We start from the raw sequence: 22685 nt of genomic DNA on the forward strand, positions 1-22685 counted from the left end.
TGAAAAAATAACTAATATACTCGCTCTTAACTTTATCGCATTATAGTGAATTAAGTCGAATTTTGCGCGGATTATCTAAACAGTAATTTGGCATACAACTCAGGTTCAGAGCAAGCAGTTTAGACATAAAAAAGCTTGTTCAAAAAGATAGAAAAGTGGCGGGTAAGAAACTCTTACCTTGAAGCCATCGCGATTCTTTCTTGCTCGTTCTTTTTCTTGACGGCATGGCTTGCCATGTCGTTGTTTGACGCCAGGATTATCTCCTTTGCCAGCGCTTCTTCAACAGTCTGCGGGCTGCTGTATGCCGATTCTTTCACGCCTTCTGCGATGAAGCGCAGCGCCAGGTCGACCCTGCGCAGTGGCGCGACGTCGACTGAAACGTGGTACACGACGCCTCCGTAGACTATGCGCGTGGTGTCCTCGTTTGGCGACGAGTTTTCTATCGCCCTGACCAAGAGCTCTACAGGGTTCTTGCCGGTTTCAAGGTGGATAATGTCAAAGGCAGTCCTTACCATGTTGAGCGCGCGTGCCTTCTTGCCTCCCATCCTGCCGGTGTTCTTGGCATACTTTTTGCCGAAGTGCATCATCTTGTTTGCGAGGCGCTCGACGATGTTGACCTCTGCCTTTTTCAGCCTCTGGTGCTCGTGTCTGCCAAAGGTGTTCGGGAGCACGGCCGGCCTCAGAGATATTGCAGTCTTTAATCCGAGGTCGTTTACGTCTATTTCCTTCGTGTCCCACTTGTTGAAAAGCAGGATGCTTGCTTGCTCTTTTCCGCTCATCTTCTCGGCTTCTCCTTTCTGCCGTATACGAGCTCTTTCAGTGAAACGCCGTTTACCTTGAAGACCTGCCACCTGACGCCGGGGATGTCGCCCATAGCGCCGCCCATCGAGCCTCCGATGCCGCCTATGATGACCTCGTCATGCTCGTCTACAAAGTTGAGCGCGCCGTCCCTTGGAAGGAATGCGGTCACGGACTTGCCGTTCTTTATCAATTGAACCCTGACGCACTTGCGCACGGCAGAGTTTGGCTGCTTGGACTCGATGCCAACCTTCTCTAGCACGATGCCCCTTGCCTGCGGCGCCCCTTCAAGCGGGTTTGCCTTCTTGTCGAGCATGAGCATGCGCCTCTTGTAGTACTTGTCCGCCCATCTGCCGCGGCTCTTTTTGCTTCGGAGCACGCCGCCTGCGAATAACCCTAGTGGAGATTTACCCATCCATATTCACCCTGTGTATTTGCTGTTCAGGACTTGTAATCAAAACATTGGATATATTGAAGTATCGCTTTGCAAGGAGCCTGGCCTTCTCGGCGTTGCGCCCCTCCCTGCCCACAACTGCGCCCTTTTTCCGGGCGTCAACCGTCACTATGGCCTGCTGGCTTCCGTCCATGCGCTCGTTCATGCGCACGTCGCTCACCATGTCGCCGCCAAGCATGTTGCGGATAAACTCTGCAGGGTCGTCTGAAAACTCGACCAGCTCGACCTTGCGGCCTACCACGTTCTGCAGCTGCTTGATGGTCGCGCCGCCCTTGCCTATTGCTAATCCCATTTGCCCTTTGTTCACAACAAAGATGACGCGGTCCATCTTGTCGTCGACTATGCAGTCGCGCGCAGTGGCAGAAGTCACGCTCGAGAAAAGCGAGATGAGTTTCAGCTCGTCAGACGTCAGCTTGATCTCTGTCATCAGAGCGTCCCTCTTGGCGTTAAAGACAACAGCACTTGCATGACCGGAATGACCAATTTAAGTCTGACGCCCCGTACAGCTGGCCTACGCGCCCCTCTCGTCCATTACGGCCTTTATCTGCGCGTCCGTGCCGCTCTGGATGGCTATTGCGCTTATCCGAAACGGCTTGTTGCAGAGCTTGCCAAGCTGCACAGAGTTGCCGTCAAATTCATAGATAGCGACATTTGCGGACTTGGCCTGCTCGTCCAGCTTGGCCCTGTCGGCTGCGTCCAGGGACTTTGACACGACTATCAGTTTCGAGCTTTTGGCAGCCTGGAGCACCTCCTTCGTGCCGCTCTTGTACTTTTCTGCCGCCACGGCGTCCTTGACGAGTTTTTCTAGTGATTTCATTCTTCTTTCTTGCCTTCCTTGACCTTCATGTACAGGTCAACCATTCCGGTGCCGACGGGTACTGTGGCGCCTACTATAACGTTTTCTGTGACGCCCTTGAGCGTCTCCACCTGGCCTTCAAGCGACGCCCGCGCAATGGTCGGGACCGTAATCTCGAACGCAGCGCGCGCAAGGACCGAAGTCTTTGTTCCTGCGATGCCGTGCCTGCCTATCTGCTGCAGGTAGCCCTTTGAAGTCATCAGGTCTGCGACCAGCATGATGTGGCGCACGTCTACTTCAAGACCCTGCTCTTCAAGCGTGTTTGTTACCTCCTTGACAAGCGCCGTCCTTGCGGCCTCGATGCCAAGCGTCTGCCATATCTCGTACACGTTGTTTGTGGCTATGCGCGAGGTGTCGACGCCGTCTACCATGACTACTTTTGCGAGGTTAGAGCCTGCGGTCTGGATGACCCACTCTTCGTCCTGCTTGACTATGGTGACGCGCTCGATGTCAGGCACACCCTTTACGCGCGTGTTCAAGAGCTTGTTCTTTAGCGTGAGCAGCGTCTGCGCGTCTGGCTCGTCTGGGACTGTCACCTTTATCTGGCGCTTGCTCTCGCTCATCTTGACCTCGTACTTTTTCTTGGCGCCTTCAAGCGCGGCGTTCACCTCTTCAAGAGTGCAGCCGCGCTCGGCAAGCTTGGCTTCGGAGAAGTGGAAGGTAAGCACTCCTTCATAGTCTGTTTCTGACTTGTCGATGAGGTCGCCCACCTGCTTGAACAGTATGTCGCGTGCAACTTCAAGGGCCTTTTCCCTAGAACCGCGGTGCGCCTCGTCGAGGTAGATGTCCATCGTTGGCGTCACGGGCTTTTTCCTTGCGTCCACAAGCTCGATGAGCCTTGGAAGACCGAGCGTCACGTTGCGCTCCTTGACGCCGGCAAAGTGGAACGTCCTGAGTGTCATCTGCGTTCCAGGCTCGCCTATCGACTGGGCGGTGACGACGCCGATTGCCTCGCCCGGCTCTGCAAGCGCCCTGTCCACCAGGTCAAGCACCTTCTTCATGACCTTCTCGACGCCTTCCTTGCTCAGCTTGTTTTCTAAAAGCGCCTTTTCAAGGCCGGAGCGCATCCGCGGGTTGAGGCTTGAGCCCTGCTCGTCAACTATTTTCTTTATGGCCTCGTCCGTAGCCTTCCTGCCCTCGTCGACTATTGCTTCAGCTTCAATCAGCCTGGAGATGTTGACCGCCTCGCCGTGGTCGCTCTTTGCCGGGTCAACGCCGTCCTCGCCATACAGATACTGCACGATGTTGCCGTGCGGGTCCCTGACGGTCTGGTCGTACTCTATCTTCAGGTGCTCAAGCGCGTTGATGAGCCTCCTCTGCATGTAGACTGACTGCTGCGTCCTGACGGCAGTGTCCACGAGGCCTTCCCTGCCGCCCATTGCGTGGAAGAAGAACTCCAGCACGCTCAGGCCGTCGCGGTAGTTTGACTTGACAAAGCCCCTTGCGTCCGGGTTTGACTCGTTGTGGACATAGTGCGGGAGCGCGCGGTTGCGGTAGCCCTTCTGGATGCGCTTGCCGCGTATAGACTGCTGGCCCAAGGCCGCAGTCATCTGGCCGATGTTGAGAGTCGAGCCCCTTGCGCCGGTTGACGCCATTATTATGCCCGAGTTGTTGTCAGGAAACGCCCTGTCAGCAGTCCTGCCTGCGCGGTCGCGGGCGCGTGAAAGCTCGTTTACGACGTACAGCTCGAGGGCCTCCTCTGCCGAAAGGCCCCTTGTCAATGGAAGTGTGCCGTCGTTGTACTGCTGGATGAACTCCTTGACCTTGTCGTAGGTCTTTTGGATGACGTCGAATATCTCCTGCCTTGTCTCCGGCGACAGCCAAAGGTCAGAGTAGCCGTAGGTGAACCCGCGGTGTGTGATGTAGGTCTTGAGCATTATCAGTATCGAGTCGAGGAACTTGCGCGCCGCGTTGGTGCCATAGTCCTTGGCTATCCTGTGCAATACTGAATCGGGCTCTTCTGCACCTATCGACGCCTTGTCGATTACGCCGGATATGAGCTGGCCGTTCTTTATCACGACGTCCTTGCCCTCGCCCTTTGCGGCCTTGTTCCACTTGCTTGTTATGACAAAGTTAAAGTCCTTGGGCAAAAACAGCGAGAACAGCTGCTTGCCGCTGTAGAGTTTCTCCCCGTCCTTTGTCACCGCAGGCTCTGGAAGCGGGCCCTTGTAGCCTCCGACGAGTGCCAGATTTGCAAACTCGTCCCTTGAAAGCGTGGTCTCGTCGCGTGTCAGCATGAACGCTCCGGTGATAAAGTCGCGGATTCCGCCGATGATGGGTCCGCCGTACCTCGGCGATATGAGCTGGTCCTGGACGCGCATGAGAAGCGTCGCCTCTGCCCTTGCCTCCTCGCTCTGCGGCACGTGCAGGTTCATCTCGTCGCCGTCAAAGTCTGCGTTGTACGGAGGGCAGACTGCGGGGTGCAGGCGGAACGTCCTGTAAGGAAGCACCACGACAGAGTGCGCCATTATAGACATCCTGTGGAGCGACGGCTGGCGGTTAAAGATCACGATGTCTCCGTTTGCAAGATGGCGCTCGACTATGTATCCGGGCGCTAGCGAGTCGGCGATTGTCTTTCTGTCAGTCACGTAGTCGAGCCTTATCTTGACGCCGTCCGGCCTTATGATGTAGTTGGCGCCGGGGTAATTGTTCGGGCCGTTTGTCACAAGCTCCTTGAGCCTCTCGAGGTTCCACTGCGACACGGTCTCGGGGATTGTAAGTTTCTTGGCGACGTCTGTTGGCACTCCCACGTTTGATATCGCAAGGTTAGGGTCTGGCGATATCACGGTCCTGCTGGAAAAGTCGACGCGCTTGCCTGACAGCGAGCCCCTGAAGCGGCCTTCCTTGCCCTTGAGCCTCTGAGTCAGCGTTTTCAGCGGCCTGCCTGAGCGGTGGTGGGCCTGCGGGATGCCCGACACCTCGTTGTCAAAGTATGTCGTGACGTGGTACTGCAAGAGGTCTACGAGGTCTTGGACGATGAGCGGCGGCGTTCCTGCCTCCTTGCTCTCCTTCAGGCGCTGGTTGACGCGTATGATGTCCACCAGCTTGTGCGTCAGGTCGTCCTCCGACCTTATGCCTGTCTCAAGTATGATTGACGGCCTTACCGTGACAGGCGGCACCGGCAGCACCTGCAGCACGAACCACTCTGGCCTTGCAGTCGACGGGTCGTATCCGAGAAGTACGAGGTCGTCGTCCGGGACGTGGCTGAGGCGCTCGCGGATTGTGATTGGCAGGAGGCGGTTTTCTCCGGCCTCCGTCCTTTCCACAAATATCGTGGGCTTGGTGAATATCAGGTCGTACTGCTCTTTGCCGCAGTGCGGGCAGGTCTTGACCTTCTTTGCCTTTTCGATTATCTCTTCGCGGATGTTTTCAAGCGTGATGACAGCGTATGGCGCCTTGCTGTCCCTGACTGCCTTGTAGCCTGCAAGGCTCTCCGGGTCGAGCTTTATCCTGTTGCACGACCTGCATGTTGTCAGCAGCAGCTTGTGCACGTCGTCGACAAACGCTATGTGGAGCACCGGCTCTGCAAGCTCGATGTGCCCAAAGTGGCCGGGGCATTTTGCAGAAGTGTTGCCGCAGGTGGCGCACTTTTGGCCCGGCTCGAGAGTGCCGAGGCGGTTGTCCATCAGGCCTCCTTGCACCGGCATACCGTCCTCGTCGTACGTCTCTGGCGCCGTGACTTCTGCGACAGAGAACTTGCGGACTTCAGTCGGCGACCAGACGCTGAACTTTATCCCACCGAGGATCTTGGCAGATTCTTCCATCATCGAAATCCCCTCCTACACCTTCTCCTTGGCTATAAGCCTTGGAGCGACGTTGAGGCTCATCATCTCCTGCAACAGCAGTTTGAACGCGTATGCGATTACCACTGACGATATCTTGGCCTTTTCTCCGCAAACCCTGCAGACGTACCTGCGCTGCTTGACGTCATAGTACGCAAGCAGGCCGCAGCGCTCGCAGACGTTTACTTCGGCCTTGTCCGATTCTTCGAGCAACCTGTCCTTTAGCATCATGGACGCGCCGTACGCGATGAGGCAGTCGCGCTCCATCTCGCCGAACCTCAGTCCTCCGCCGCGCGCCCTGCCCTCCGTCGGCTGCTTTGTGAGCATCTGGACCTGTCCGCGGGCGCGGCTGTGGATCTTGTCTGCGACCATGTGGTGCAGTTTCTGGTAGTATACGACGCCGACGTAGACGTCAGCAGGGAAGCGCTTGCCAGTCCTGCCGTCGTACATCACTTCCTTGCCAGTGTACTTGAAGCCGTACTGCTCCATGGCGCCCTTGATGTCGTCGAGTTTCTCGCCCAAAAATGCCGAGCCGTCGACTATTTTTCCGCGAAGCGACGCGGCTTTTCCGCCAAGCGACTCCATGAACATTCCTACAGTCATCCTTGACGGGAACGCGTGCGGGTTTATCATGACGTCTGGCACAAGGCCGTCTTCGGTGTAGGGCACGTCTTCCTGGTTGACAAGCATGCCGACCACTCCTTTCTGGCCGTGCCTTGAGGCAAACTTGTCGCCAATCTCGGGTATGCGCATGTCGCGCACGCGGATCTTGTACATCTTGCCGCCTTCGACTGACTGCGTGATTATGACCGTGTCGACTACGCCGTTTTCAGACGGCCTGACGCCGACTGAAGTGTCGCGCCTGTACGGGCCCTTTACTTCAAACTCCTTGTACTCCTCCATGAACCTTGGAGGCGAGGTCCTGCCGATCAGTATGTCGCCGCCGTTCACCACAGCTTCGTGCATGATGGCGCCATCTGCTTCCAACAGGCGGTATGCCTTTTCGCCCCTGTAGCCGCGGATGTTGGCGTCTGCCTGCGGAACCTCAAAGGTGTCCTTCATGCCGCCGGGGTACTGCTTAGCTTCGGCTTCGTAGATCCTGTAAAAGAACGTCCTGCCAAGCCCGCGGTCGACAGAGGACTTGTTGAAAACGACTGCGTCCTCTATGTTGTAGCCTTCAAACGGCAGCACCGCGACGACGCAGTTCTGGCCGGTCGGCCTGTCGTCGAGCCCGAGCAGGTTTATCGCCTTTGTAGAAACTACGGGTATCTGCGGGTATAGCATGAAGTGCTGGCGCACGTAGGTGCTTGCGTTCATCAGAGGCGTCGAAAAGCCAAGCGACTGCTTTGCCATCGCGCTCTCGTACGTGTTCCTCGGCGACTGGTTGTGCTCCGGGTACGGGATTATGGAGGCGCCCACGCCGAGGATTGCAGACGGGAATATCTCCAGGTGCGTGTGGCCGTCAATCTTTTTCGGGTCGATTGCGACGTACGAGTTCTCTTCCTCGTTTGCGTCCACCAGCTCTATCACGCCCATATAGAGCAGGTCCATCCACGACAGGAACTTTTTCGATATCTTTTCTATCGTTTCAGTGGTGACAAGCGGCTTGCTGTCTTTCAGCACCACGAGCGGGCGCATGACCCTGCCGGCGTTGCAGCTGATGTAAAGCCTCTTTGTGGCGTTCTCGTTCTGCGAGGCGTAGAGGAACACGCCGACGTGCGGGTGGATCTTGCCCGTGCGCCTCATGTTCCTGAGGGTCTCTGCAAGGCCCTCTCCCTTGTCTGCGTAGCCTATGAGCCTGCCGTCAACGAACACTCTCGTGCCGTTTGCGCGCAGCTTGTCGTTTGCCTCGTCCACGTTCTGGACGCCAAGCTCGTACAGCTTTTCAGTCACTTCGGCTGACGGGACGTTTACAGATATTATCGCAGAAAGCGCCAGGTTCTTGACAAGGCCGCAGTTCGAGCCTTCGGGGGTCTCTGCAGGGCAGATCCTGCCAAAGTGCGTCGCGTGCAGGTCTCGGGCCTCAAAGTTGGGCTGGCTTCTTGAAAGCGGCGACTGGATCCTGCGCAGGTGGCTGATTGTGGACATGTAGTTTGTCCTGTCCAAGAGTTGCGTGACGCCGACCCTGCCCCGGCCCCAGTTACCCGTGGCAATAGCGTTGTTCAGCTTGTCAGACACGATGCCCGGCCTGACTGCTGCAGCGACAGCGTTTATGCCGCGCTTTTGGCCCGAGCGCTCTAGCTGGTATTTCATGTCGCGTATCAGGTTGCGGAACGCGGTCCTGAAAAGGTCTGCGAGCATCTGGCCTGCGAACTTGATGACCTTGTTTCCGTAGTGGTCCTTGTCGTCGGCCTCTATCCAGCCCAGTTTCAATTCAATAAGCTTGCTTGCGGCCTCGCCAAGGAACAGCGCCTTTTCGTGCCTGTTCTCGGGGTTCTTGCCGATGTGTGGCAGGAGTCCCCAGTCAAGCAGCGTCTCTGCCCTCTTTATCTGGAACTCTTCGAGCATACCGGGTGCGATTCTCTTTGAAATGTAGACTATGGCGTCGCGGCTTGTGACCACGTCGCCTGCCTTTTCAAAAGACGGCTCAAGCTCGTCCTGGATTGTCTGGTTCAGAGAAACAGAATCTGCGATGTCCTTGTCGGCTTCAAGCCCGAGCGCGCGGATAAGAGTGATGAGCGGTATGTCCACGGGTGAGCCGGGGATCTTTGTCACTATCGAGCCGTCGGGGCGCATGATGAGCTCGAGCTTTGCGCGGTAGCCGACGATGGAGGAGTAGACCTTGGCCTTGTACAGCATGGTGCCTGTCGTCTCCTCGGTGTCGACGATAATCTTGTTGTACGACAAGTCCTCGAGTCCGACTATTACGCGCTCTGAGCCGTTTATCACAAAATATCCGCCGGGGTCGCGCGGGTCCTCGCCAAACTCGACCAGTTTTGACTCTGGCAGGTTGTGCAGGATGCACGTGTTTGACTTGACCATTACAGGCATGTCGCCTATGTGGATAAAGCGCGATTCGAGGATCTTGCCGTCCTCGACTACAGAGCATTCGAGCATTATGGGAGAGGCATAGGTAAGGTTGCGCAGGCGGCCTTCCATCGGCGCGACGTGCGTGATAGAGCCGTCGAGTTCCATTATCCTTGGCTGCTGCAGTTTTACTTTTCCGAGCTTTATCTTGTACGGGTACTCGGCGGTCTCGATTTCGATCTCGCCGACCTCGTCGATGATGCTCTGGAGCCCGCGCTCCATGAACTCGTTGTACGAGTTCAGATGCTGCCTTGCGACGCCTTCTCTGCGTAGAATATCATTGATAATGGGCCACATCTCGATAGAATTCTCTACCAAAGTTCTCACCCTTCCACCACGTAGCGGTAATATACACTTTCACCCGCAGTCGGGCTCTTTCTCGTGATCTTGATGATGTCGCCGGGCCGGACGTCCAAGTCCTCTATGCCCTTGTCGCTCATCAAAATGTACGGCAGCTGGCCGGGCTTGGCGTTGTACTTTTTCAGCACTTCCTCGGCCTCCACCTTTGGAATTATTTCGTGCTTGGGCTGGTACGCGTGGTTCGTTATCTTGACTACTTTCTTTTCAGACATGGGATGGCGCCTCCTCAAAACACAATAGCTTCTGCTCGACAGAAAACATCAAAGTCAAATTATTTGATGAAAAAATAGCGTATATAAGTCTTGCCAAGATTTCCATCTAATTCCAGAGTTTGTTGGGAAAAATGGGAAACGATTTTGCGACGGTTTAACTGAATTGAGAGTGCAGGTTAGAGTTTCTGCACAAAAAGGATAAATAGTAACGGAAATATAGCGTGTTAGGTGTGCATGAGGGACAATGGAGTATAAAGCGTACGCACTAATGGCTATATTGCTGGCGTCGGTGGCATCTGTAGGCACACTAGGCATTGCCTATGCGCAGACAGGCTTCACCGTAGCGACAGACAATACAGAATACAGCACAGGTGAAGACATTACTGTCTCCGGAAACGTCGGGCGGACACCAACTGGCCAGCCACTCTTGATCCAGGTATACAATCCAAACGGCGCGGTTTACAGATTTGATCAAGTAACCGTTGAAAGCGACGGATCGTATACTTACACGTTCAGGGTTGGAGGCAACCTTGGTGTTAGCGGCGAATACGAAGTAAGAGTCAGCTATGCTGGCGCAACCGCAAACACAACATTCGACTTTACATCAAGCACGACTGGCGGCTGGAGAACAGCAACACTGGTGATCGACGGCGCTGACGAGCATGATATCCTGTACCAGATAACTGGCGGATCTCTGACAAGCCTGACAGGCGACTCTGAGACTGCCACAATCACAGCAGGCATCACCGCAAACAATGCGGGCCAGCTGATGCTGCAGTTGCCAAGAGACATCGTTGACGCAATCGACGCCAACGGCGACGACTTGGACTACATCGTGTTCGTTGACGAGCTCGAGACAACAGCAGATGACGACTTTGGCGCTGACACGAGAACGCTGACAATCGACTTTGAGGCAGGCAGCGAGCAGGTAGACATCGTCGGCACGACAATGATACCAGAGTTCGGTGCAATCGCGGCAATCGTCCTCGCAGTCGCAATCGTCGGCATAATCGTAGCCACGACAAGGTACAGCAAATTCAGCTTCCTGCCCAAGATGTAAGGGTAGGACGCTTTTCTTTCCTTTTTTCATTTTTTGAAGTCTACCGCAAGGTGTATCTGAAAATCAAAATGGGGCCTTCGGAGGGATTTGAACCCTCCTCAAGCGGTTTCTGCCGAAAAACAGTCCACAGCCGCCTATACTGACCAGGCTATACTACGAAGGCCGCATCTGCTTCTGCATTGACCACATTATATAATCGTTAGATCACTTGCCCGGCAGAAGGCCCATCCTGACAGTCTCCACGCCGAGATCTTCGAGCTTGTCAGCAAGCCCGTTGAGGCCTACCGAGTCGCCGGCCAGGTGCCCGAGCACCACGAGGTTCCCCTTCAGTTTCTCCTCTTTCAACTTGGCAAGGTCGCCGGGGTCGACGTGCAGGTAGATGACGGTGTCGACGCCGTGCTGAAAGTATGCCTTTGCTATCGAATGGCCGCCGTTTGTTCCTGCGGCTATCACAAGCGCCCAGTGGCCGGCCCTGTTTTTTTCGCTGCCGTAGCGCACGCGCACCCGGGTCGCGGCGTGGCGGAACTCGGGGATCTCGCCCACGGACCTGACAATGTCAGACACGCGCTCTGTCCTGCCCCGCCTTATCTTTTTCAGGATCACCTGGCGCATGTACTCATCGCAGGGCTGGTGTATGTTAACAAGTGGCATCTTCATCACCCTGGCGGCTCCCACCACGTCGTCGTAAATGTCCGCATGGGTCCTAGTCTCGACGCGCTCTGTCAGGGGCGCGAGCGCCTTCTCTGCGACGCCTTTTGGAACGCCGTGCTCCACCATGTACTCGACGTGCCGGCCAAACACCTTGTAAAAGTTTACTCGCGCTATGCCTATCGGGTGGTGCGCTATGACAGCGTCGCACCCGAGGCTCTTTGCAAGCAGAAGCTCTGCGGTGCCGACGTCGACTGAAATCAGAACCTTTCTGATGTTGCTGCCCCTGACGTGGACGGCGCTGTCTGCCGGGACCTTCTTCCACCCCGCAAGCTCGAGCCCCGCCTTCATTATCCTGCCCGTGTCGACTGCCATGCCATAGCGGAAATGTGCAAAACTTAAATCTGTTTTGGGCCCCTTTTAGGAAAGATGAGCTGCTCCGACGAGTACGCCTCTCACGTGGCAGGCGACCTCATACAGATAACGCCGCAGGTGCAGTCAAAGCTGAAGAAGGCCAAGTACGGCGTCTACAACCATTCGGCAGTGGAACTATGCCACTGGACAAAAAAGTCGTTTGCAAACGAGGGCAGCTGCTACAAGCACAAGTTCTACGGCATATCGACGCACAGGTGCATGGAGATGACGCCGGCTGCGATGAACTGCGAAAACCGGTGCATCTACTGCTGGAGGCCGGCCGAGTTTTACGACACCCTTGAAATGCCGGCAGAACTTGTCGACGAGCCCGACGTGATAGTAGAGCAGCTGCTAAAGGAGCGCAAGAAGCTGATAAACGGGTTTTACGGCAGCGCCAAGAACGACAAGGTAAAACTTGACGAGTCGCTCCTGCCGGCTCACTATGCCATCTCGCTCTCAGGCGAGCCCACGATGTACCCCAAGCTGCCGCAGCTCATAAGATACCTGAAGACGCTAAAGGCCACCAAGTCCATCTTCCTTGTAACAAACGGGCAGGAGCCGGCGATGCTCAGGAGGCTTGTTGACGAGGACGCGCTCCCGACCCAGATCTACCTTTCAACCAACGCGTCGAACAAAAAGATGTTCCACGCCATTAACCGGCCGCTGCACGCCGACGCGTGGGAGCGCTGGTGGGAGTCGCTCCGGTTCCTTTCAACAGTTGATACAAGGACGGTGCTTCGCATGACGCTGATACGCGGGCACAACGACGGCAGCGGTTTCGTTGGCGAGTTTGCACAGATGATGGCAGAGGGCAACCCGCACTTTATCGAGTTAAAGTCGTACATGCACGTCGGCATGTCAACCGAGAGGCTCGAGCGCGGCGACATGCTAGAGATGTATGAAGTCCGTGACTATGCCAAGAAACTGTGCGCAGCGATGCCATCGTTTAATGTCATGGACGAAAGCGAGATCTCTAGAATTGTCGTCCTGCAGAACGGCAGGCGCCGCGTCGACAGGTGGATAAACGCATACCTAGAGGTGTAGGTACCATTCCGCAAAGCTGTCAAGGGCCTTTCTCCTGTGCGAGTAGTCGTTCTTGTTTTCAAGTTCCGCGTAGGTGCACTTTGCGCCGTCTGGAACAAAGATGGGGTCGTAGCCCCAGCCACCCCTTGCCTCCTTTTCTGAAATCTTGCCGGCCACCTTCCCTTCAAAAACAGCGACGTCCTTTCCGTCGCAAAACGCAATGAGCGACACAAAAGACGCTGACCTGTCGTGCATGCCTGAGAGCAGTTTGAGGATGCCGGCGTTGCCTATCGTCTTGAACACGTACGATGAATACTGGCCGGGGAAGCCCGAGAGCGCGTCTATGAAAAGCCCGTCGTCTTCCACTATCACAGGCCTCGACATTTGCGAAAATGCGCCCCTTGCTTTCTCTTTAGCTATGGCTTCAAGCGAGTCTGACTGGATTTCGACGAGCTCCATCTTTGCAAACTCGACATCAATCCCGCGCGGCCCAAGTATCGACCTGACCTCCCTGTACTTGTTCTGGTTCGTGCTTGCAAAGGTGACGCGTCGCAACGCAGGCTGTACGTCCGGCGGGGATAAAAGCGTCACTCGACCCTTGCGTAGCGGCCCCGCTGCTCTATCTCCTTCACGTTTGCAAGGATTTGCGAGGTCTTTTTCTTGCCCGCGACGCTCCCGTAGCCCCTGACAAAGGCGGGAAAGGCGCCCCTGAGCCCCACGTGGGCGCTCGTGAAAACCTCCTTTATCAGCCTGACGTCGACTGCCATGTCCTCCATGCGCTCAGAGTAGTAGGAAAGTCCAAAGTCCAAAAGCACCAGCCGATTGTTGACAATGAAATTTGAAGTGGTAAGGTCTCCGTGTATGATGTTTGCGCCGTGCAAGAGCGCGGCATAGCGCCCTATCTGCATGCACATCTTTACATCAAGCGCGTCCTTTGCCTGTTTTCCTTGCACGAACTCCATCAGTATCTCTGCATTGTCAGGATCGACAAAGTGCACAAACGGCGTGCTGACGCCGGCCGCCTTGGCAGCAGACATCAAGTGTGCTTCATGGACCGTCCGTTGCCTTCGCACCGCGCTGTCAAGCGCCTCGTGGCGATAGGCTTTGGGCGAGCGCACCTTTGAGACGGCCTTTTTGCCATGCCACTCTGTGACGTAGATGTCGGCCTCGGCGCCTTGCTTGAGGAGCTGCAATAGTAATATAGCGACTAAAGTCGAGATAAAAACGTGAGTTTCAGCCCCCAGCCCGGCGAGCACGTCATAAACACCGAGGACTGCGCCGAAGACAACCTGAGAAGCGGCATACTCATTCTCACAGACAGGAGGCTTGTCTTCCAAAAGACCGAGGGCAGGATGGCTACCCTGTCAAAAAGGGAAGGCGCAGTGGTGCTTGACATACCGTTAGAAAAGATATCATCTTTCAAGGCCGAAGGATTCCTCGTGAAAAAGTTTGTCATAGTCGCCGACGGCAAGACGTACAAGTTCGGCGCGTTTTCCCCGGGCAAGTGGGAAAAGCAGATGAAGCAGGCAAAGGGCTAGCGCCAAGCGACATCGACTGTGTCAAGCCGCCACGACTGGGTCGCAAAGGCGTCCGGTATCTTCACTGCCTTTTTCGTTTTCTTGTAATCCAAGATGGCCGTCCAGGCAATCTGGGCGCCGTTGTCGCCAGCGTATTTTATGGGGCATGCAAAGAACCTGCTTGCCTGCCGCTCGCACGCCATTTCAAGCATCTGCGCAAGGCGTTTGTTCGCAGAGACGCCTCCCACTATCATCATCTCCTTCTTGCCCGTAAAAGAAAGCGCGCGCTCGACGGCCTCTGCAAGCATCGCAAACGATGTCTCTTGGAGCGAGTAGCACACGTCTGCCATCTTGCTGGTCGAGGCAAGCTTTACTGCGGCAGTCAGCATGCCGGAAAACGAGACGTCGTTTCCCTTGACAACGTAGGGCAGGTGCAGGTATTGCCCCGACGACTCTGAAGCAAGCTTTTCTATCCTGCCGCCGCATGGCGACGCAAAGCCCATAGCCCTTCCAAACTGGTCCAAGAGCTGGCCTATCGTTATGTCAAGCGTCTCTCCAAAGACGCGCCACCTTTTTTCAAGGAAAGCCAGGATCATGGTGTGGCCGCCTGACACAAGGAGCACGAGCGGGTCCGATGCTCCAGTCAGCGCCGCGCCAAGCTCGATGTGCCCCAGTGCGTGGTTCACAGGCACAAGCGGTTTTTTGTGGTATCCTGCGACTGTGCGGGCGACGACTGCGCCCACGCGCAGGCAAGGGCCGAGGCCCGGGCCGGCCGAGTAGCCCACCAGGTCTATGTCTTTCATGCCCGCGCCCGCCTGCGAAAGCGCCTCTTTCAGTACTCCGTGCGACGCCTCGATGTGGTGCCTCGAGGCTTCCCTAGGGTGTATGCCCTTTCCTTCAGGCGCCCTGTACACTGCCCTTGCGTCTGAAAGTATCCTGCCCTTCTCGTCCACGACCGCGCAGCCAAAGGTGTGCGCCGTGCTTTCTATCCCGAGGCACAGCATGGCTATCCCCTGCTCGCCGCCGAGACTATCTTTATCACGTCGCCGGCCTTCAGCTTGTGGTCTGCGCCTATCCTCTGCTTTGTCCGGGCGTCAATCGCGTAAAGGAACCCCTTTGCCAAGTCGGCGTGCACCGTTGCCGCCAAGTCCTTGGCAGTCGAGCCTTCAGGCAGCAGGCGGACATCGGGAAGCACGTTTCCCTTCTTGTCTGCCAGCTTTACCTCGTCTTCGACAGGATAGACGGCGACAAGGTGCAGGAGGTCAAAGCAGGCGGTGTTTATCGCATCCTGGACGCCGGTGGACCCGTACTTTTCAATCAGCCCCTTGACAAGGTCAAGCGCCTTTTTCTGCTGCTCGTTCAGTTGCATACTCGGCTTTACCTCAAACGAGTTGTCGCCGGGCAGATAATGCAATACCCCTTTCTTGGACGCCTTTTTCAGCATCGATTCCGCTTCTGAGGCGCACGGGACCACCTTCATTCCTGCCTGCTTCATCTTCGCAATGTTTGCCTCGGCGGTTGGCAGGTCGGCCTTGTTTGCCGCGACAAGGAAGGGCTTTGCGCGGGCCCGGAGCACCTTGCAGAAATGCAGTATGTCGTCTTCCGTCCACAGAGTGGGCTTTTTTGAGCCAAGACCCGACTCGTGTATTGCTGAAAAAACGTGGTGCTCAGGTATCGCAAGGCCAGACAACCTCTTGGCAAGCATCTGCTCCAGTTTCTGCCCCTGGTTTTCCGCCTCCCGTGCCGTCTTGCTCCAGTCCCTTGACACGATTCCGGCCATCCAGAGGTCAAACTCTTCTTCCACAAACTTGATGTCAGACATCGGGTCCTCCGTCCCGGCAGGAACCGGCTTGCCACCGCTGTCAGTTGAGCCCGACGCGTCGACTACGTGTATAAGCGCGTCGGCCTGCCTTGCGTCGTCGAGGAACTTGTTGCCAAGCCCCTTGCCGGCATGCGCTCCCGGCACAAGGCCTGCGACGTCGATCAGCTTTACAGGTATGAACCTGTTGCCGTCGATGCACATCGAGTGCACGGGATTGTCCTGCACGCCAAACTCGCGGCAGGTGCACCTGATCCTTGCGTAGGCGACGCCCACGTTTGGTTCTATAGTGGTGAACGGGTAATTGGCAGAGGGCACCGCAAGCTCTGTGGCCGCGTTGAAAAACGTCGACTTGCCGACGTTTGCCTTGCCTATGAGTCCTATTATCATCCGACGGTGAAAGGCGCGCCTGACCTGCATTAATGTTTTTCAAACACTGCGCCCAAGGGATCTGGTTGAAGGCAAGAGACTGGGTGAAAAAGCTCGGGCTTGCAAAGCATCCCGAGGGAGGGTATTTCCGCGAGACTTTTCGCTCAAAGATCCAGGTGTCCGCGCCGGGCTTTTCCGGCAAAAGGAGCGCCTCGACTGCCATCTACTATCTTCTGGAGTCGGGCCGTTTCTCGGCGTTTCACCGCATAAAATCAGACGAGCTGTGGCACTTGTACGCCGGAAGCCCGCTTGTTCTCCACGTAATCGAAAATGGAAAGATGTCGAGGGTGACGCTTGGCAGAGGACAGGCGCCGCAGGCTGCAGTAAGGGCGGGGTGCTGGTTTGCGGCATCAGTCGCAAGGCCGGGCTCGTACTCGCTTGCAGGCTGCACGGTGGCGCCCGGCTTTGACTTTGCCGACTGGGAGATGGGCAAGAGGGAGGAGCTCCTCAGAGAGTATCCTGACCACAGGCGGATAATCGAGCGATACACAAGATAGAATAGTCCCTCCATCCAACCTGCTTTGTGCCAGGCGTCGTCTGCATTGCAAGCGGGGGTCTTGATTCGATATGCTATGCCGCTATCCTCGCCCAGAACCACGACATATACATGATAACATTTGCGTACGGCCAGCGCGCAAGGCGCGAGATAGAGGCCGCAAAGCACTTTGCCAGGGTCTTGAAAGCCGAGGAGCACAGAATAGTCGACATCTCATTCATGAAGTCGCTGTACGGCTCGACCAACTCGCTTACAGACAGGAGTAAGAAACTTGCGGCAGGATTCGACCACAGCCTAGTGGTGCCTGCAAGAAACGCCGTCTTTATCTCCATAGCAGGCGCATGGGCGCTCAGCATTGGCGCCATCAAGGTCGCGTACGGAGCGCACCTTGACGACGTCCCCCACTATGCGGACTGCCGGCCCGAGTTTGCAAGGGCAATCGAGGAGGCGCTGAACCTTGCCGACGCCGACAGTATAGGCACTGGCGAGAGGCAGAGGGTGCAGGTGATATCGCCTGCGACAGGCGGCCTTGACAAGCAGGCTCTACTGAAAGCAGGGTACAAGATCCTTGGCAACAAACTGTTCGCCACATGGAGCTGCTACTCAAACGGCGTAAGGAAGAGCAGGCAGTTTTTGCACTGCGGCAGGTGCGAATCGTGTATAAATAGGAAGGCCGCATTTATGTCGGCTCGTATAGATGACAGGACGCACTATGCAGCGTAAAAGGTCCCCCGGCGGGTTAAGGCTCAGTGAGATCTTTACGAGCATCGAGGGCGAGGGCGTCCTTGCGGGCACAAAGACCATGTTCGTGAGGCTGGCAGGCTGCCCGCTCAGGTGCCACTGGTGCGACACGCCCTATGCGATACCGATAGACAGCGGCGACGAATTTTCAATCGAGGAGGTAAAGAAGATGATGTCGGCCCAGCTAGAGCCAAACACTTACAAGGTAAATTTCACCGGCGGCGAGCCGCTTGCGCAGGCCGACGCGGTGATAGAGCTTGCCAAGTTTGCCAGGGAAAAAGGAATCAAGACGTACCTGGAGTCGGCGTGCTATGATGCAAAAAAGTTTGCAAAGGTGCTCCCCTTCATAGACATCTGCAAAGTCGAGTTCAAGCTGAGCGACGCAAGGGCGACAGAGAATTACCCCGCGCTCTTGAAGAACGAGCTTGAATGCCTGAAGATTGCAGCCGAGGCAGGCAAAAAGCCGTACATCAAAGTCGTCGTGACAAACTCGAGCGATCCTGCCGAGCTTGCGGGCCTTGCAAAAAAGGTGTTTGCCTCGACGAGCGCGAAAAACATAGCAGGATTTATAATACAGCCGAGCTATGGAGTAGATGAGCCACTGTTGGATAGGCTTTTTGCGTTTTACGACGCAGTCTACCCGCTTTACGACCAGGTGCGCGTCGTTCCGCAGCTTCACAAGCTAATGGGAGCAAGGTAACAGCCAGATGAGAGAACAAGGACTCAACAAGAAAAAGATAGCCAAACTCGTAAGGCAGCTTTTGATAGAGCTCGGCGAAAACCCTGACAGGGAGGGCCTGATAGGGACGCCCGAGCGCATGGCAAGCATGTACGAGGAGATATTTGGCGGCTACAGGATGGACGCAGAGCTTGACGTCACGTTTTCCGACGAGACCGACGTGGTGATAGCAAGGGATATCCAGTTCTACAGCATGTGCGAGCACCACATGCTGCCGTTCTTTGGCAAGATACACATAGCCTATGTCCCTACAGGCAAGGTTTTTGGGATTTCAAAACTTGTCAGGCTTGTAGAGAAGTACTCGCGCCGGTTGCAGATACAGGAGCGCCTGACAAAGGAAGTGGCCGACGAGCTGATGCGCATGGGAGTAAAGGGCGCGATGGTTATAGCCGAAGGCGAGCACCTGTGCATGAGGATGCGCGGCGTCCGGAACAACAGCTCGATACTCACGATAGGCTACAGGGGCGTCATGGAGCAGAAGGACCTGCGCGAGCACGTTCTTGCTATAATCCAGAACCCCAAGGCCGACCTGCGCTCGGTCTGAATAGTTAAATAACTACAACTGGCAGCAATTTCCTGCATGAGTGGCAAGGACGAGTCGATTTTTTCAAAGGAGGCCCTGATGGGCACGCAGGCCGGCAAGGAGATAATGAAGCAGGGCCTGCTCAGGGGCAAGGGCTACAAGCAGTTCAACCACTACAAGGAAAAGACCGAGCAGGAGTTCGGCGCCTTTGCAAAGAGGTTCGTCGAGTCGCTCCACCACGCCATGGAATCGGACGCAAACCCTGGCCTCACGATGAGCAGGTTTGCAGACGAGGTAGGCTCAGAGGAGCTTGTGCCCGAGTCGTCTACCCTGCACGACATAAAGTCGCGCCTGTCAAGCACGGACGTTCTGCAGGACAGGGTTTCGCGCATTTTGAACTCCAACTTTGTCAAGATGACGTTTCCAGTCTTTAACGCTCTGTACGACGGCTCGGCGCAGTATTTCGGCGACTCGGACTCGCAGGAAAAGCGCGACGCAGTAATCGACGGCCACATAATAGCAATCGACCTGTCAGAGCCGATGGACAGGATTGTGGACCGCGACGAGGACCTCGAATACTTGGAGGACTACAAGTTCATGTGCCCGTACATACTCGGCATTGCGCGCCACAAGATATCGCAGGGCGGCGACTCGGTGCTCAAGGCGTTTGAGGCAGGCTTCAAGGACGCAAGGATAGGCCAGTACATCGACGTGAAGCTGAAGATGAATCCTGCTTCAATTAGCGACGAGAACATGAGCGAGTGCTACAAGAAGTACAGGGCGGTCATGGGCACCGCCGGCAGGAACATGGCGCTCAACCGCCGGCCTTTAAGCGACATATTCCACCTCGGCATGGCAAAGGCCGGCGAGTGCGTCGGGTGCGGAAACGAGATAGAGGACGCGCTCAGAAACGGCGCGGTCAAGATACCGTCGTGGCCGCTCTATTTTGCCATAAACACTGGCGACGTGAAGAAGGGCTTTGAGCTTACGATGCAAAAGTCCGAATTATATCTTGAAGAGGCCAGGATGGCCCTTGACATGCTGCCGGAAAAGTTCGAGCTCAGGCCGTTCCTTGAATTTTTGTTCCTGACAGTGCGCCACTACAACCAGCACTGGCACAACGAGCTTGTCAGGCGCGCGCCTTTCGCAGAGTTCCAGAGCAAGATCCAGGCGGCGGTGAAGTAATGCCTCCGGCCCTCATGTGGTCCGAAGTCTACAGGCCAAAGAGGGTGGAGCAGATGGTGGGAAACGAGGACGTGCGCCTTGCAGTCCTCAAGTGGCTGCAAAAGTGGGTGTCAGGCACAAAGCCGCTCCTGCTTTTGGGCCCGCCGGGCGTGGGCAAGACCACGCTTGTGCACGCCATTGCAACACAGTTTGGGTTTGACTTAGTTGAAATGAACGCAAGCGACACCAGGAACAGGGACAGCCTGCAGGCGCGCCTTGCGCCGGTCATGAACAACGTCAGCCTCTTTGGGACAAAGAGCCTGCTTTTCCTGGACGAGGTGGACGGCATATCCGGCAGGGAGGACACGGGCGGGCTGGACCTCCTGATAGACATGATGAAAGAGCCCACTGTGCCAGTCATTATGGCGGCAAACGTAAAGTCCGCCAAGATAAAGGAACTTGCCAAGGCCTGCAAGACAGTCGAGTTTGCGCCGGTCCCGCCTAGGCTACTTCTGATGTTTCTGGAGCACGTTCTTGCAAGCGAGGGCGAAAAGCTGGGGCCCGGCGACAAGGTGGCACTAGTCAACAACTGCAGGGGCGACATCAGGAACCTCCTCAACAGCGCCCAGTCACGCGCCGCAGGCTATGCCACTGTCTCAAACGCCGACGTGGCCGAGATAGAAATTCAAGATGCCATAAACGGGTATTTCTCAGCCACCAGCAAGGAAAAGGCCGTGCAGTTGCTTGCAAGGGCCGACGCATCGTTTCCTGACCCGCGGTACCAGGGCATGGACCCCGAGTCGCGCAGGAAGGACATGATAGCTGCGCTCTTTTCGACCATAGTGTCGTCGCAGGCAGGCGACACCCTTGCAGACATGCTCGACGTGCTTTCAAAGGCAGACGTGGTGGTGGGCAGGGTCGGCAGGCGCAGGCAGTGGAGCCTCTTGCGCTATGTCAGCCCGATGCTTGCGCACGGCCTCTACGACAAGTCCCGCGGGAAGGAGATCCGCTACAGCCAGTATTCTATGCCCTGGCCCGTCATGGGGCCGGTGTTTGCAAGGTCACAGACGGTGCGCAAGCTGGCGTCATTCATCGGGCCGGCGACGCACGTTTCGAAGAGGACCTGCAGCTGGCTTGTACTGCCATACCTTGTGAGGGAGATGATAAACGAGAAGGTCGACCCTGCCGAGTTCGCACTTGCCAACTTTGACGACGAGTCAGTCGGCGAGTCGCTTGTCAAGGAGATAGAGCGCGCCAAGGGGGCCAAAAAGTGAGCGAGCACTGGATAAGGCTTCTTGTGAAATACAAGGGCAAGTGCTCGGTCTGCGGAAAAGAGATCCCGCAGGGCGAGTACGCATTGTGGTCAAGGACCGCCAAGGCGATAAAGCACGTAAAGTGCGAGTCTGCAGAGCCTGAGGCGCCGGCAGTCACCGAGCTGAAGTGCTTCATCTGCGGCAAGGGCGCGGGCTGCGCCACGTGCAGTTTTGAATCAGACTGCAACCGCGCAGTAGTGTCGCAGACGTGCATCTGCGAGCAGTGCATGGCCGACAGGAACGCCTACAAAAACTACCAGGACGCGTTCGTGTCCAAGATGGAAAAGGTTAAAATGTAAAGGGAAGGTAGCCCTGTCCAGATGTCTAGCGAGTACGAGCACAACGTGGGACAGCTTTTGGCCGAAAAGAGGGCGAAAATGGCAGAGCTTGAGAAAGAGCCCGGGGCAAACGCCGGCAAGATATCCATGCTAAAGCTCGAGATAGAGGCGCTAGAGTCGATGTACGAAAACTACAACCTCGGGATGAACGTGTTCCGGCGCGCGCAGGGCGGAAGGGCCGGCCTTCGCGAGTAAACAACGGCCGGAAATCATCACCTAATTCCTGTAATGAATTTATATAGCCACCAGCCGGCATTAACTACATTCCCATGCACGAAGAAAAAGTAAAGCGGCTTGCATCAATGAAAAAATCTGCAGAGGGCGGTGGCGGCAACGAGCGCGTCGAGGCCCAGCACCAGAAGGGCAAGCTCACCGCACGGGAAAGGATCGCACTTTTGCTTGACGAAGGAAGTTTTGTGGAAATCGACAAGTACGTCGTTCACAGGGGCGACGACCCGACAGTCCAGAAATTCTACGGCGACGGCGCGGTCACCGGCTTTGGCACGGTTGCAGGCAGGCAGGTCTTTGTCTTTGCATACGATTTCACAGTCCTGGGAGGCTCGCTTGGCGAGATGACGAGCAAAAAGATAACCAAGGTGATGGACCACGCCATGAAGGTAGGGTGCCCCATAATAGGCATCATCGACTCTGGCGGCGCAAGGATCCAGGAAGGTGTCAGCAGCCTTGACGGCTACGGCGACATATTCTTCAGAAACACGATGGCTTCAGGCGTCATCCCGCAGATAACCGCAAGCATCGGCCCGTGTGCCGGCGGCGCGGTGTATTCGCCGGCCATGACAGACTTTGTGGTGATGGTCGAAAACATCGGCCAGATGTTCGTCACAGGCCCCGAAGTGGTCAAGGAGGTCCTGAGCCAGGACGTCGTGATAGGTCAAACGCTCGTAGCGTCGCGCGCCTGGATCCTTCTTGGGATCGGCGGTGTAGACGCCATCGACGCTGGTGCCCTTGAAC

General features: G+C 56.1%; 23 protein-coding genes, 1 tRNA gene and 2 pseudogenes. 12 read left to right on the forward strand and 14 right to left on the reverse strand.

The window, feature by feature from the left end; all coding sequences use genetic code 11:
* Positions 1 to 173 precede the first annotated feature (173 nt).
* From HXY31_RS05610 to HXY31_RS05640, 7 genes are all read right to left on the reverse strand, one after another.
* Positions 174 to 779 carry a 30S ribosomal protein S7 gene (locus tag HXY31_RS05610; protein WP_292640671.1) on the reverse strand — a complete coding sequence of 202 codons (606 nt, stop codon included), beginning with the start codon at positions 777 to 779 and terminating at the stop codon, positions 174 to 176.
* Positions 776 to 1213: a 30S ribosomal protein S12 gene (locus HXY31_RS05615; RefSeq protein ID WP_292640674.1), complete on the reverse strand. Its 438-nt coding sequence runs from the start codon at positions 1211 to 1213 to the stop codon at positions 776 to 778. Before HXY31_RS05615 ends, HXY31_RS05610 begins: the two co-directional genes overlap by 4 nt.
* Positions 1206 to 1679: a NusA-like transcription termination signal-binding factor gene (locus HXY31_RS05620; protein ID WP_292640677.1), complete on the reverse strand. Its 474-nt coding sequence runs from the start codon at positions 1677 to 1679 to the stop codon at positions 1206 to 1208. The genes HXY31_RS05615 and HXY31_RS05620 overlap by 8 nt, the downstream gene beginning before the upstream one ends.
* An 84-nt stretch (positions 1680 to 1763) precedes the next feature.
* Positions 1764 to 2069, reverse strand: coding sequence for a ribosomal L7Ae/L30e/S12e/Gadd45 family protein (locus tag HXY31_RS05625; RefSeq protein WP_292640680.1), 306 nt, complete (start codon positions 2067 to 2069; stop codon positions 1764 to 1766).
* Entirely contained in the window at positions 2066 to 5875 is a 3810-nt protein-coding gene (locus HXY31_RS05630; protein ID WP_292640683.1) for a DNA-directed RNA polymerase subunit A', read from the reverse strand. Before HXY31_RS05630 ends, HXY31_RS05625 begins: the two co-directional genes overlap by 4 nt.
* Positions 5876 to 5887: 12 nt before the next feature.
* Positions 5888 to 9235, reverse strand: coding sequence for a DNA-directed RNA polymerase subunit B (locus HXY31_RS05635; RefSeq protein ID WP_292640685.1), 3348 nt, complete (start codon positions 9233 to 9235; stop codon positions 5888 to 5890).
* Positions 9236 to 9240: 5 nt separating this feature from the next.
* Positions 9241 to 9489, reverse strand: coding sequence for a DNA-directed RNA polymerase subunit H (locus HXY31_RS05640; RefSeq protein ID WP_292640687.1), 249 nt, complete (start codon positions 9487 to 9489; stop codon positions 9241 to 9243).
* A gap of 268 nt (positions 9490 to 9757) precedes the next feature.
* Here HXY31_RS05640 and HXY31_RS05645 point away from each other — a divergent pair, with 268 nt between their 5' ends.
* The gene (locus HXY31_RS05645) at positions 9758 to 10549 is read left to right on the forward strand and encodes a PEFG-CTERM sorting domain-containing protein (RefSeq protein WP_292640690.1); all 792 of its coding nucleotides are present in this window, start codon (positions 9758 to 9760) and stop codon (positions 10547 to 10549) included.
* A 69-nt stretch (positions 10550 to 10618) separates the two neighbouring features.
* Here HXY31_RS05645 and HXY31_RS05650 read toward each other — a convergent pair.
* Both HXY31_RS05650 and HXY31_RS05655 read right to left on the reverse strand, forming a co-directional pair.
* A tRNA-His gene (locus tag HXY31_RS05650) sits at positions 10619 to 10712 on the reverse strand.
* A gap of 41 nt (positions 10713 to 10753) precedes the next feature.
* Positions 10754 to 11572: a hypothetical protein gene (locus tag HXY31_RS05655; RefSeq protein ID WP_292640691.1), complete on the reverse strand. Its 819-nt coding sequence runs from the start codon at positions 11570 to 11572 to the stop codon at positions 10754 to 10756.
* Between the two features lie 54 nt (positions 11573 to 11626).
* Here HXY31_RS05655 and twy1 point away from each other — a divergent pair, with 54 nt between their 5' ends.
* Positions 11627 to 12655, forward strand: coding sequence for a 4-demethylwyosine synthase TYW1 (twy1, locus tag HXY31_RS05660; RefSeq protein ID WP_292640694.1), 1029 nt, complete (start codon positions 11627 to 11629; stop codon positions 12653 to 12655).
* On the opposite strand, the gene HXY31_RS05665 is transcribed toward twy1, so the two are convergent.
* Positions 12644 to 13189, reverse strand: coding sequence for an XTP/dITP diphosphatase (locus tag HXY31_RS05665; protein WP_292640696.1), 546 nt, complete (start codon positions 13187 to 13189; stop codon positions 12644 to 12646). The genes twy1 and HXY31_RS05665 overlap by 12 nt on opposite strands.
* Before the next feature lie 32 nt (positions 13190 to 13221).
* On the reverse strand, positions 13222 to 13890 hold the full coding sequence (locus HXY31_RS05670; protein ID WP_342816494.1) for a KEOPS complex kinase/ATPase Bud32: 669 nt from the start codon (positions 13888 to 13890) through the stop codon (positions 13222 to 13224).
* Between HXY31_RS05670 and HXY31_RS05675 the strand changes: the two genes are divergently transcribed.
* A complete protein-coding gene (locus tag HXY31_RS05675) occupies positions 13861 to 14172 on the forward strand; it encodes a PH domain-containing protein (protein ID WP_292640700.1) in 312 nt (103 codons plus the stop codon). The two genes, HXY31_RS05670 and HXY31_RS05675, sit on opposite strands and share 30 nt — an antisense overlap.
* Here the strand turns inward: HXY31_RS05675 and kae1 are convergent.
* Together kae1 and HXY31_RS05685 are read right to left on the reverse strand one after the other, a co-directional pair.
* Positions 14169 to 15155 carry a KEOPS complex N(6)-L-threonylcarbamoyladenine synthase Kae1 gene (gene kae1, locus HXY31_RS05680; protein ID WP_292640702.1) on the reverse strand — a complete coding sequence of 329 codons (987 nt, stop codon included), beginning with the start codon at positions 15153 to 15155 and terminating at the stop codon, positions 14169 to 14171. The two genes, HXY31_RS05675 and kae1, sit on opposite strands and share 4 nt — an antisense overlap.
* 2 nt (positions 15156 to 15157) lie before the next feature.
* Positions 15158 to 16360 carry a redox-regulated ATPase YchF gene (locus HXY31_RS05685; RefSeq protein WP_292640704.1) on the reverse strand — a complete coding sequence of 401 codons (1203 nt, stop codon included), beginning with the start codon at positions 16358 to 16360 and terminating at the stop codon, positions 15158 to 15160.
* Positions 16361 to 16425: 65 nt separating this feature from the next.
* Here HXY31_RS05685 and HXY31_RS05690 point away from each other — a divergent pair, with 65 nt between their 5' ends.
* The 9 genes and pseudogenes from HXY31_RS05690 to HXY31_RS05730 all read left to right on the forward strand — a co-directional run.
* Entirely contained in the window at positions 16426 to 16896 is a 471-nt protein-coding gene (locus HXY31_RS05690; RefSeq protein ID WP_292640706.1) for a cupin domain-containing protein, read from the forward strand.
* Between the two features lie 26 nt (positions 16897 to 16922).
* The gene (locus HXY31_RS05695; protein WP_292640708.1) at positions 16923 to 17618 is read left to right on the forward strand and encodes a 7-cyano-7-deazaguanine synthase; all 696 of its coding nucleotides are present in this window, start codon (positions 16923 to 16925) and stop codon (positions 17616 to 17618) included.
* A complete protein-coding gene (locus tag HXY31_RS05700; protein WP_292640710.1) occupies positions 17608 to 18336 on the forward strand; it encodes a 7-carboxy-7-deazaguanine synthase QueE in 729 nt (242 codons plus the stop codon). Before HXY31_RS05695 ends, HXY31_RS05700 begins: the two co-directional genes overlap by 11 nt.
* 7 nt (positions 18337 to 18343) lie before the next feature.
* The gene (folE, locus tag HXY31_RS05705) at positions 18344 to 18919 is read left to right on the forward strand and encodes a GTP cyclohydrolase I (protein ID WP_292640712.1); all 576 of its coding nucleotides are present in this window, start codon (positions 18344 to 18346) and stop codon (positions 18917 to 18919) included.
* 36 nt (positions 18920 to 18955) lie between these two features.
* Entirely contained in the window at positions 18956 to 20083 is a 1128-nt protein-coding gene (locus HXY31_RS05710; RefSeq protein ID WP_292640714.1) for a hypothetical protein, read from the forward strand.
* Positions 20083 to 21336, forward strand: a complete 1254-nt coding sequence (locus HXY31_RS05715; protein ID WP_292640716.1) for an AAA family ATPase — start codon at positions 20083 to 20085, stop codon at positions 21334 to 21336. Before HXY31_RS05710 ends, HXY31_RS05715 begins: the two co-directional genes overlap by 1 nt.
* The gene (locus tag HXY31_RS05720) at positions 21333 to 21674 is read left to right on the forward strand and encodes a hypothetical protein (protein WP_292640718.1); all 342 of its coding nucleotides are present in this window, start codon (positions 21333 to 21335) and stop codon (positions 21672 to 21674) included. Before HXY31_RS05715 ends, HXY31_RS05720 begins: the two co-directional genes overlap by 4 nt.
* Positions 21675 to 21695: 21 nt before the next feature.
* Positions 21696 to 21908 (forward strand): hypothetical protein, encoded by a 213-nt coding sequence (locus HXY31_RS05725; RefSeq protein WP_292640721.1) that lies wholly within the window; start codon positions 21696 to 21698, stop codon positions 21906 to 21908.
* 74 nt (positions 21909 to 21982) lie between these two features.
* Positions 21983 to 22597: pseudogene (locus tag HXY31_RS05730) on the forward strand (carboxyl transferase domain-containing protein); the annotation flags it as partial.
* Here HXY31_RS05730 and pyrH read toward each other — a convergent pair.
* Positions 22577 to 22685: pseudogene (pyrH, locus tag HXY31_RS12360) on the reverse strand (UMP kinase); the annotation flags it as partial. The pseudogenes HXY31_RS05730 and pyrH overlap by 21 nt on opposite strands.

This window comes from Nitrososphaera sp. (assembly GCF_013388945.1).
Lineage (GTDB): Archaea > Thermoproteota > Nitrososphaeria > Nitrososphaerales > Nitrososphaeraceae > Nitrososphaera.

Bases quoted from the DNA above. Each gene is read 5' to 3' on its own strand.
- HXY31_RS05630 (WP_292640683.1), bottom strand. From the start codon at position 5,875: ATGATGGAAGAATCTGCCAAGATCCTCGGTGGGATAAAGTTCAGCGTC.
- HXY31_RS05640 (WP_292640687.1), bottom strand. From the start codon at position 9,489: ATGTCTGAAAAGAAAGTAGTCAAGATAACGAACCACGCGTACCAGCCC.
- HXY31_RS05615 (WP_292640674.1), bottom strand. From the start codon at position 1,213: ATGGGTAAATCTCCACTAGGGTTATTCGCAGGCGGCGTGCTCCGAAGC.
- HXY31_RS05710 (WP_292640714.1), top strand. From the start codon at position 18,956: ATGAGTGGCAAGGACGAGTCGATTTTTTCAAAGGAGGCCCTGATGGGC.
- HXY31_RS05645 (WP_292640690.1), top strand. From the start codon at position 9,758: ATGGCTATATTGCTGGCGTCGGTGGCATCTGTAGGCACACTAGGCATT.
- HXY31_RS05610 (WP_292640671.1), bottom strand. From the start codon at position 779: ATGAGCGGAAAAGAGCAAGCAAGCATCCTGCTTTTCAACAAGTGGGAC.
- HXY31_RS05655 (WP_292640691.1), bottom strand. From the start codon at position 11,572: ATGGCAGTCGACACGGGCAGGATAATGAAGGCGGGGCTCGAGCTTGCG.
- HXY31_RS05700 (WP_292640710.1), top strand. From the start codon at position 17,608: ATGCAGCGTAAAAGGTCCCCCGGCGGGTTAAGGCTCAGTGAGATCTTT.
- HXY31_RS05625 (WP_292640680.1), bottom strand. From the start codon at position 2,069: ATGAAATCACTAGAAAAACTCGTCAAGGACGCCGTGGCGGCAGAAAAG.
- HXY31_RS05620 (WP_292640677.1), bottom strand. From the start codon at position 1,679: ATGACAGAGATCAAGCTGACGTCTGACGAGCTGAAACTCATCTCGCTT.
- folE (WP_292640712.1), top strand. From the start codon at position 18,344: ATGAGAGAACAAGGACTCAACAAGAAAAAGATAGCCAAACTCGTAAGG.
- twy1 (WP_292640694.1), top strand. From the start codon at position 11,627: ATGAGCTGCTCCGACGAGTACGCCTCTCACGTGGCAGGCGACCTCATA.
- HXY31_RS05725 (WP_292640721.1), top strand. From the start codon at position 21,696: ATGTCTAGCGAGTACGAGCACAACGTGGGACAGCTTTTGGCCGAAAAG.
- HXY31_RS05715 (WP_292640716.1), top strand. From the start codon at position 20,083: ATGCCTCCGGCCCTCATGTGGTCCGAAGTCTACAGGCCAAAGAGGGTG.
- kae1 (WP_292640702.1), bottom strand. From the start codon at position 15,155: ATGCTGTGCCTCGGGATAGAAAGCACGGCGCACACCTTTGGCTGCGCG.
- HXY31_RS05685 (WP_292640704.1), bottom strand. From the start codon at position 16,360: ATGATAATAGGACTCATAGGCAAGGCAAACGTCGGCAAGTCGACGTTT.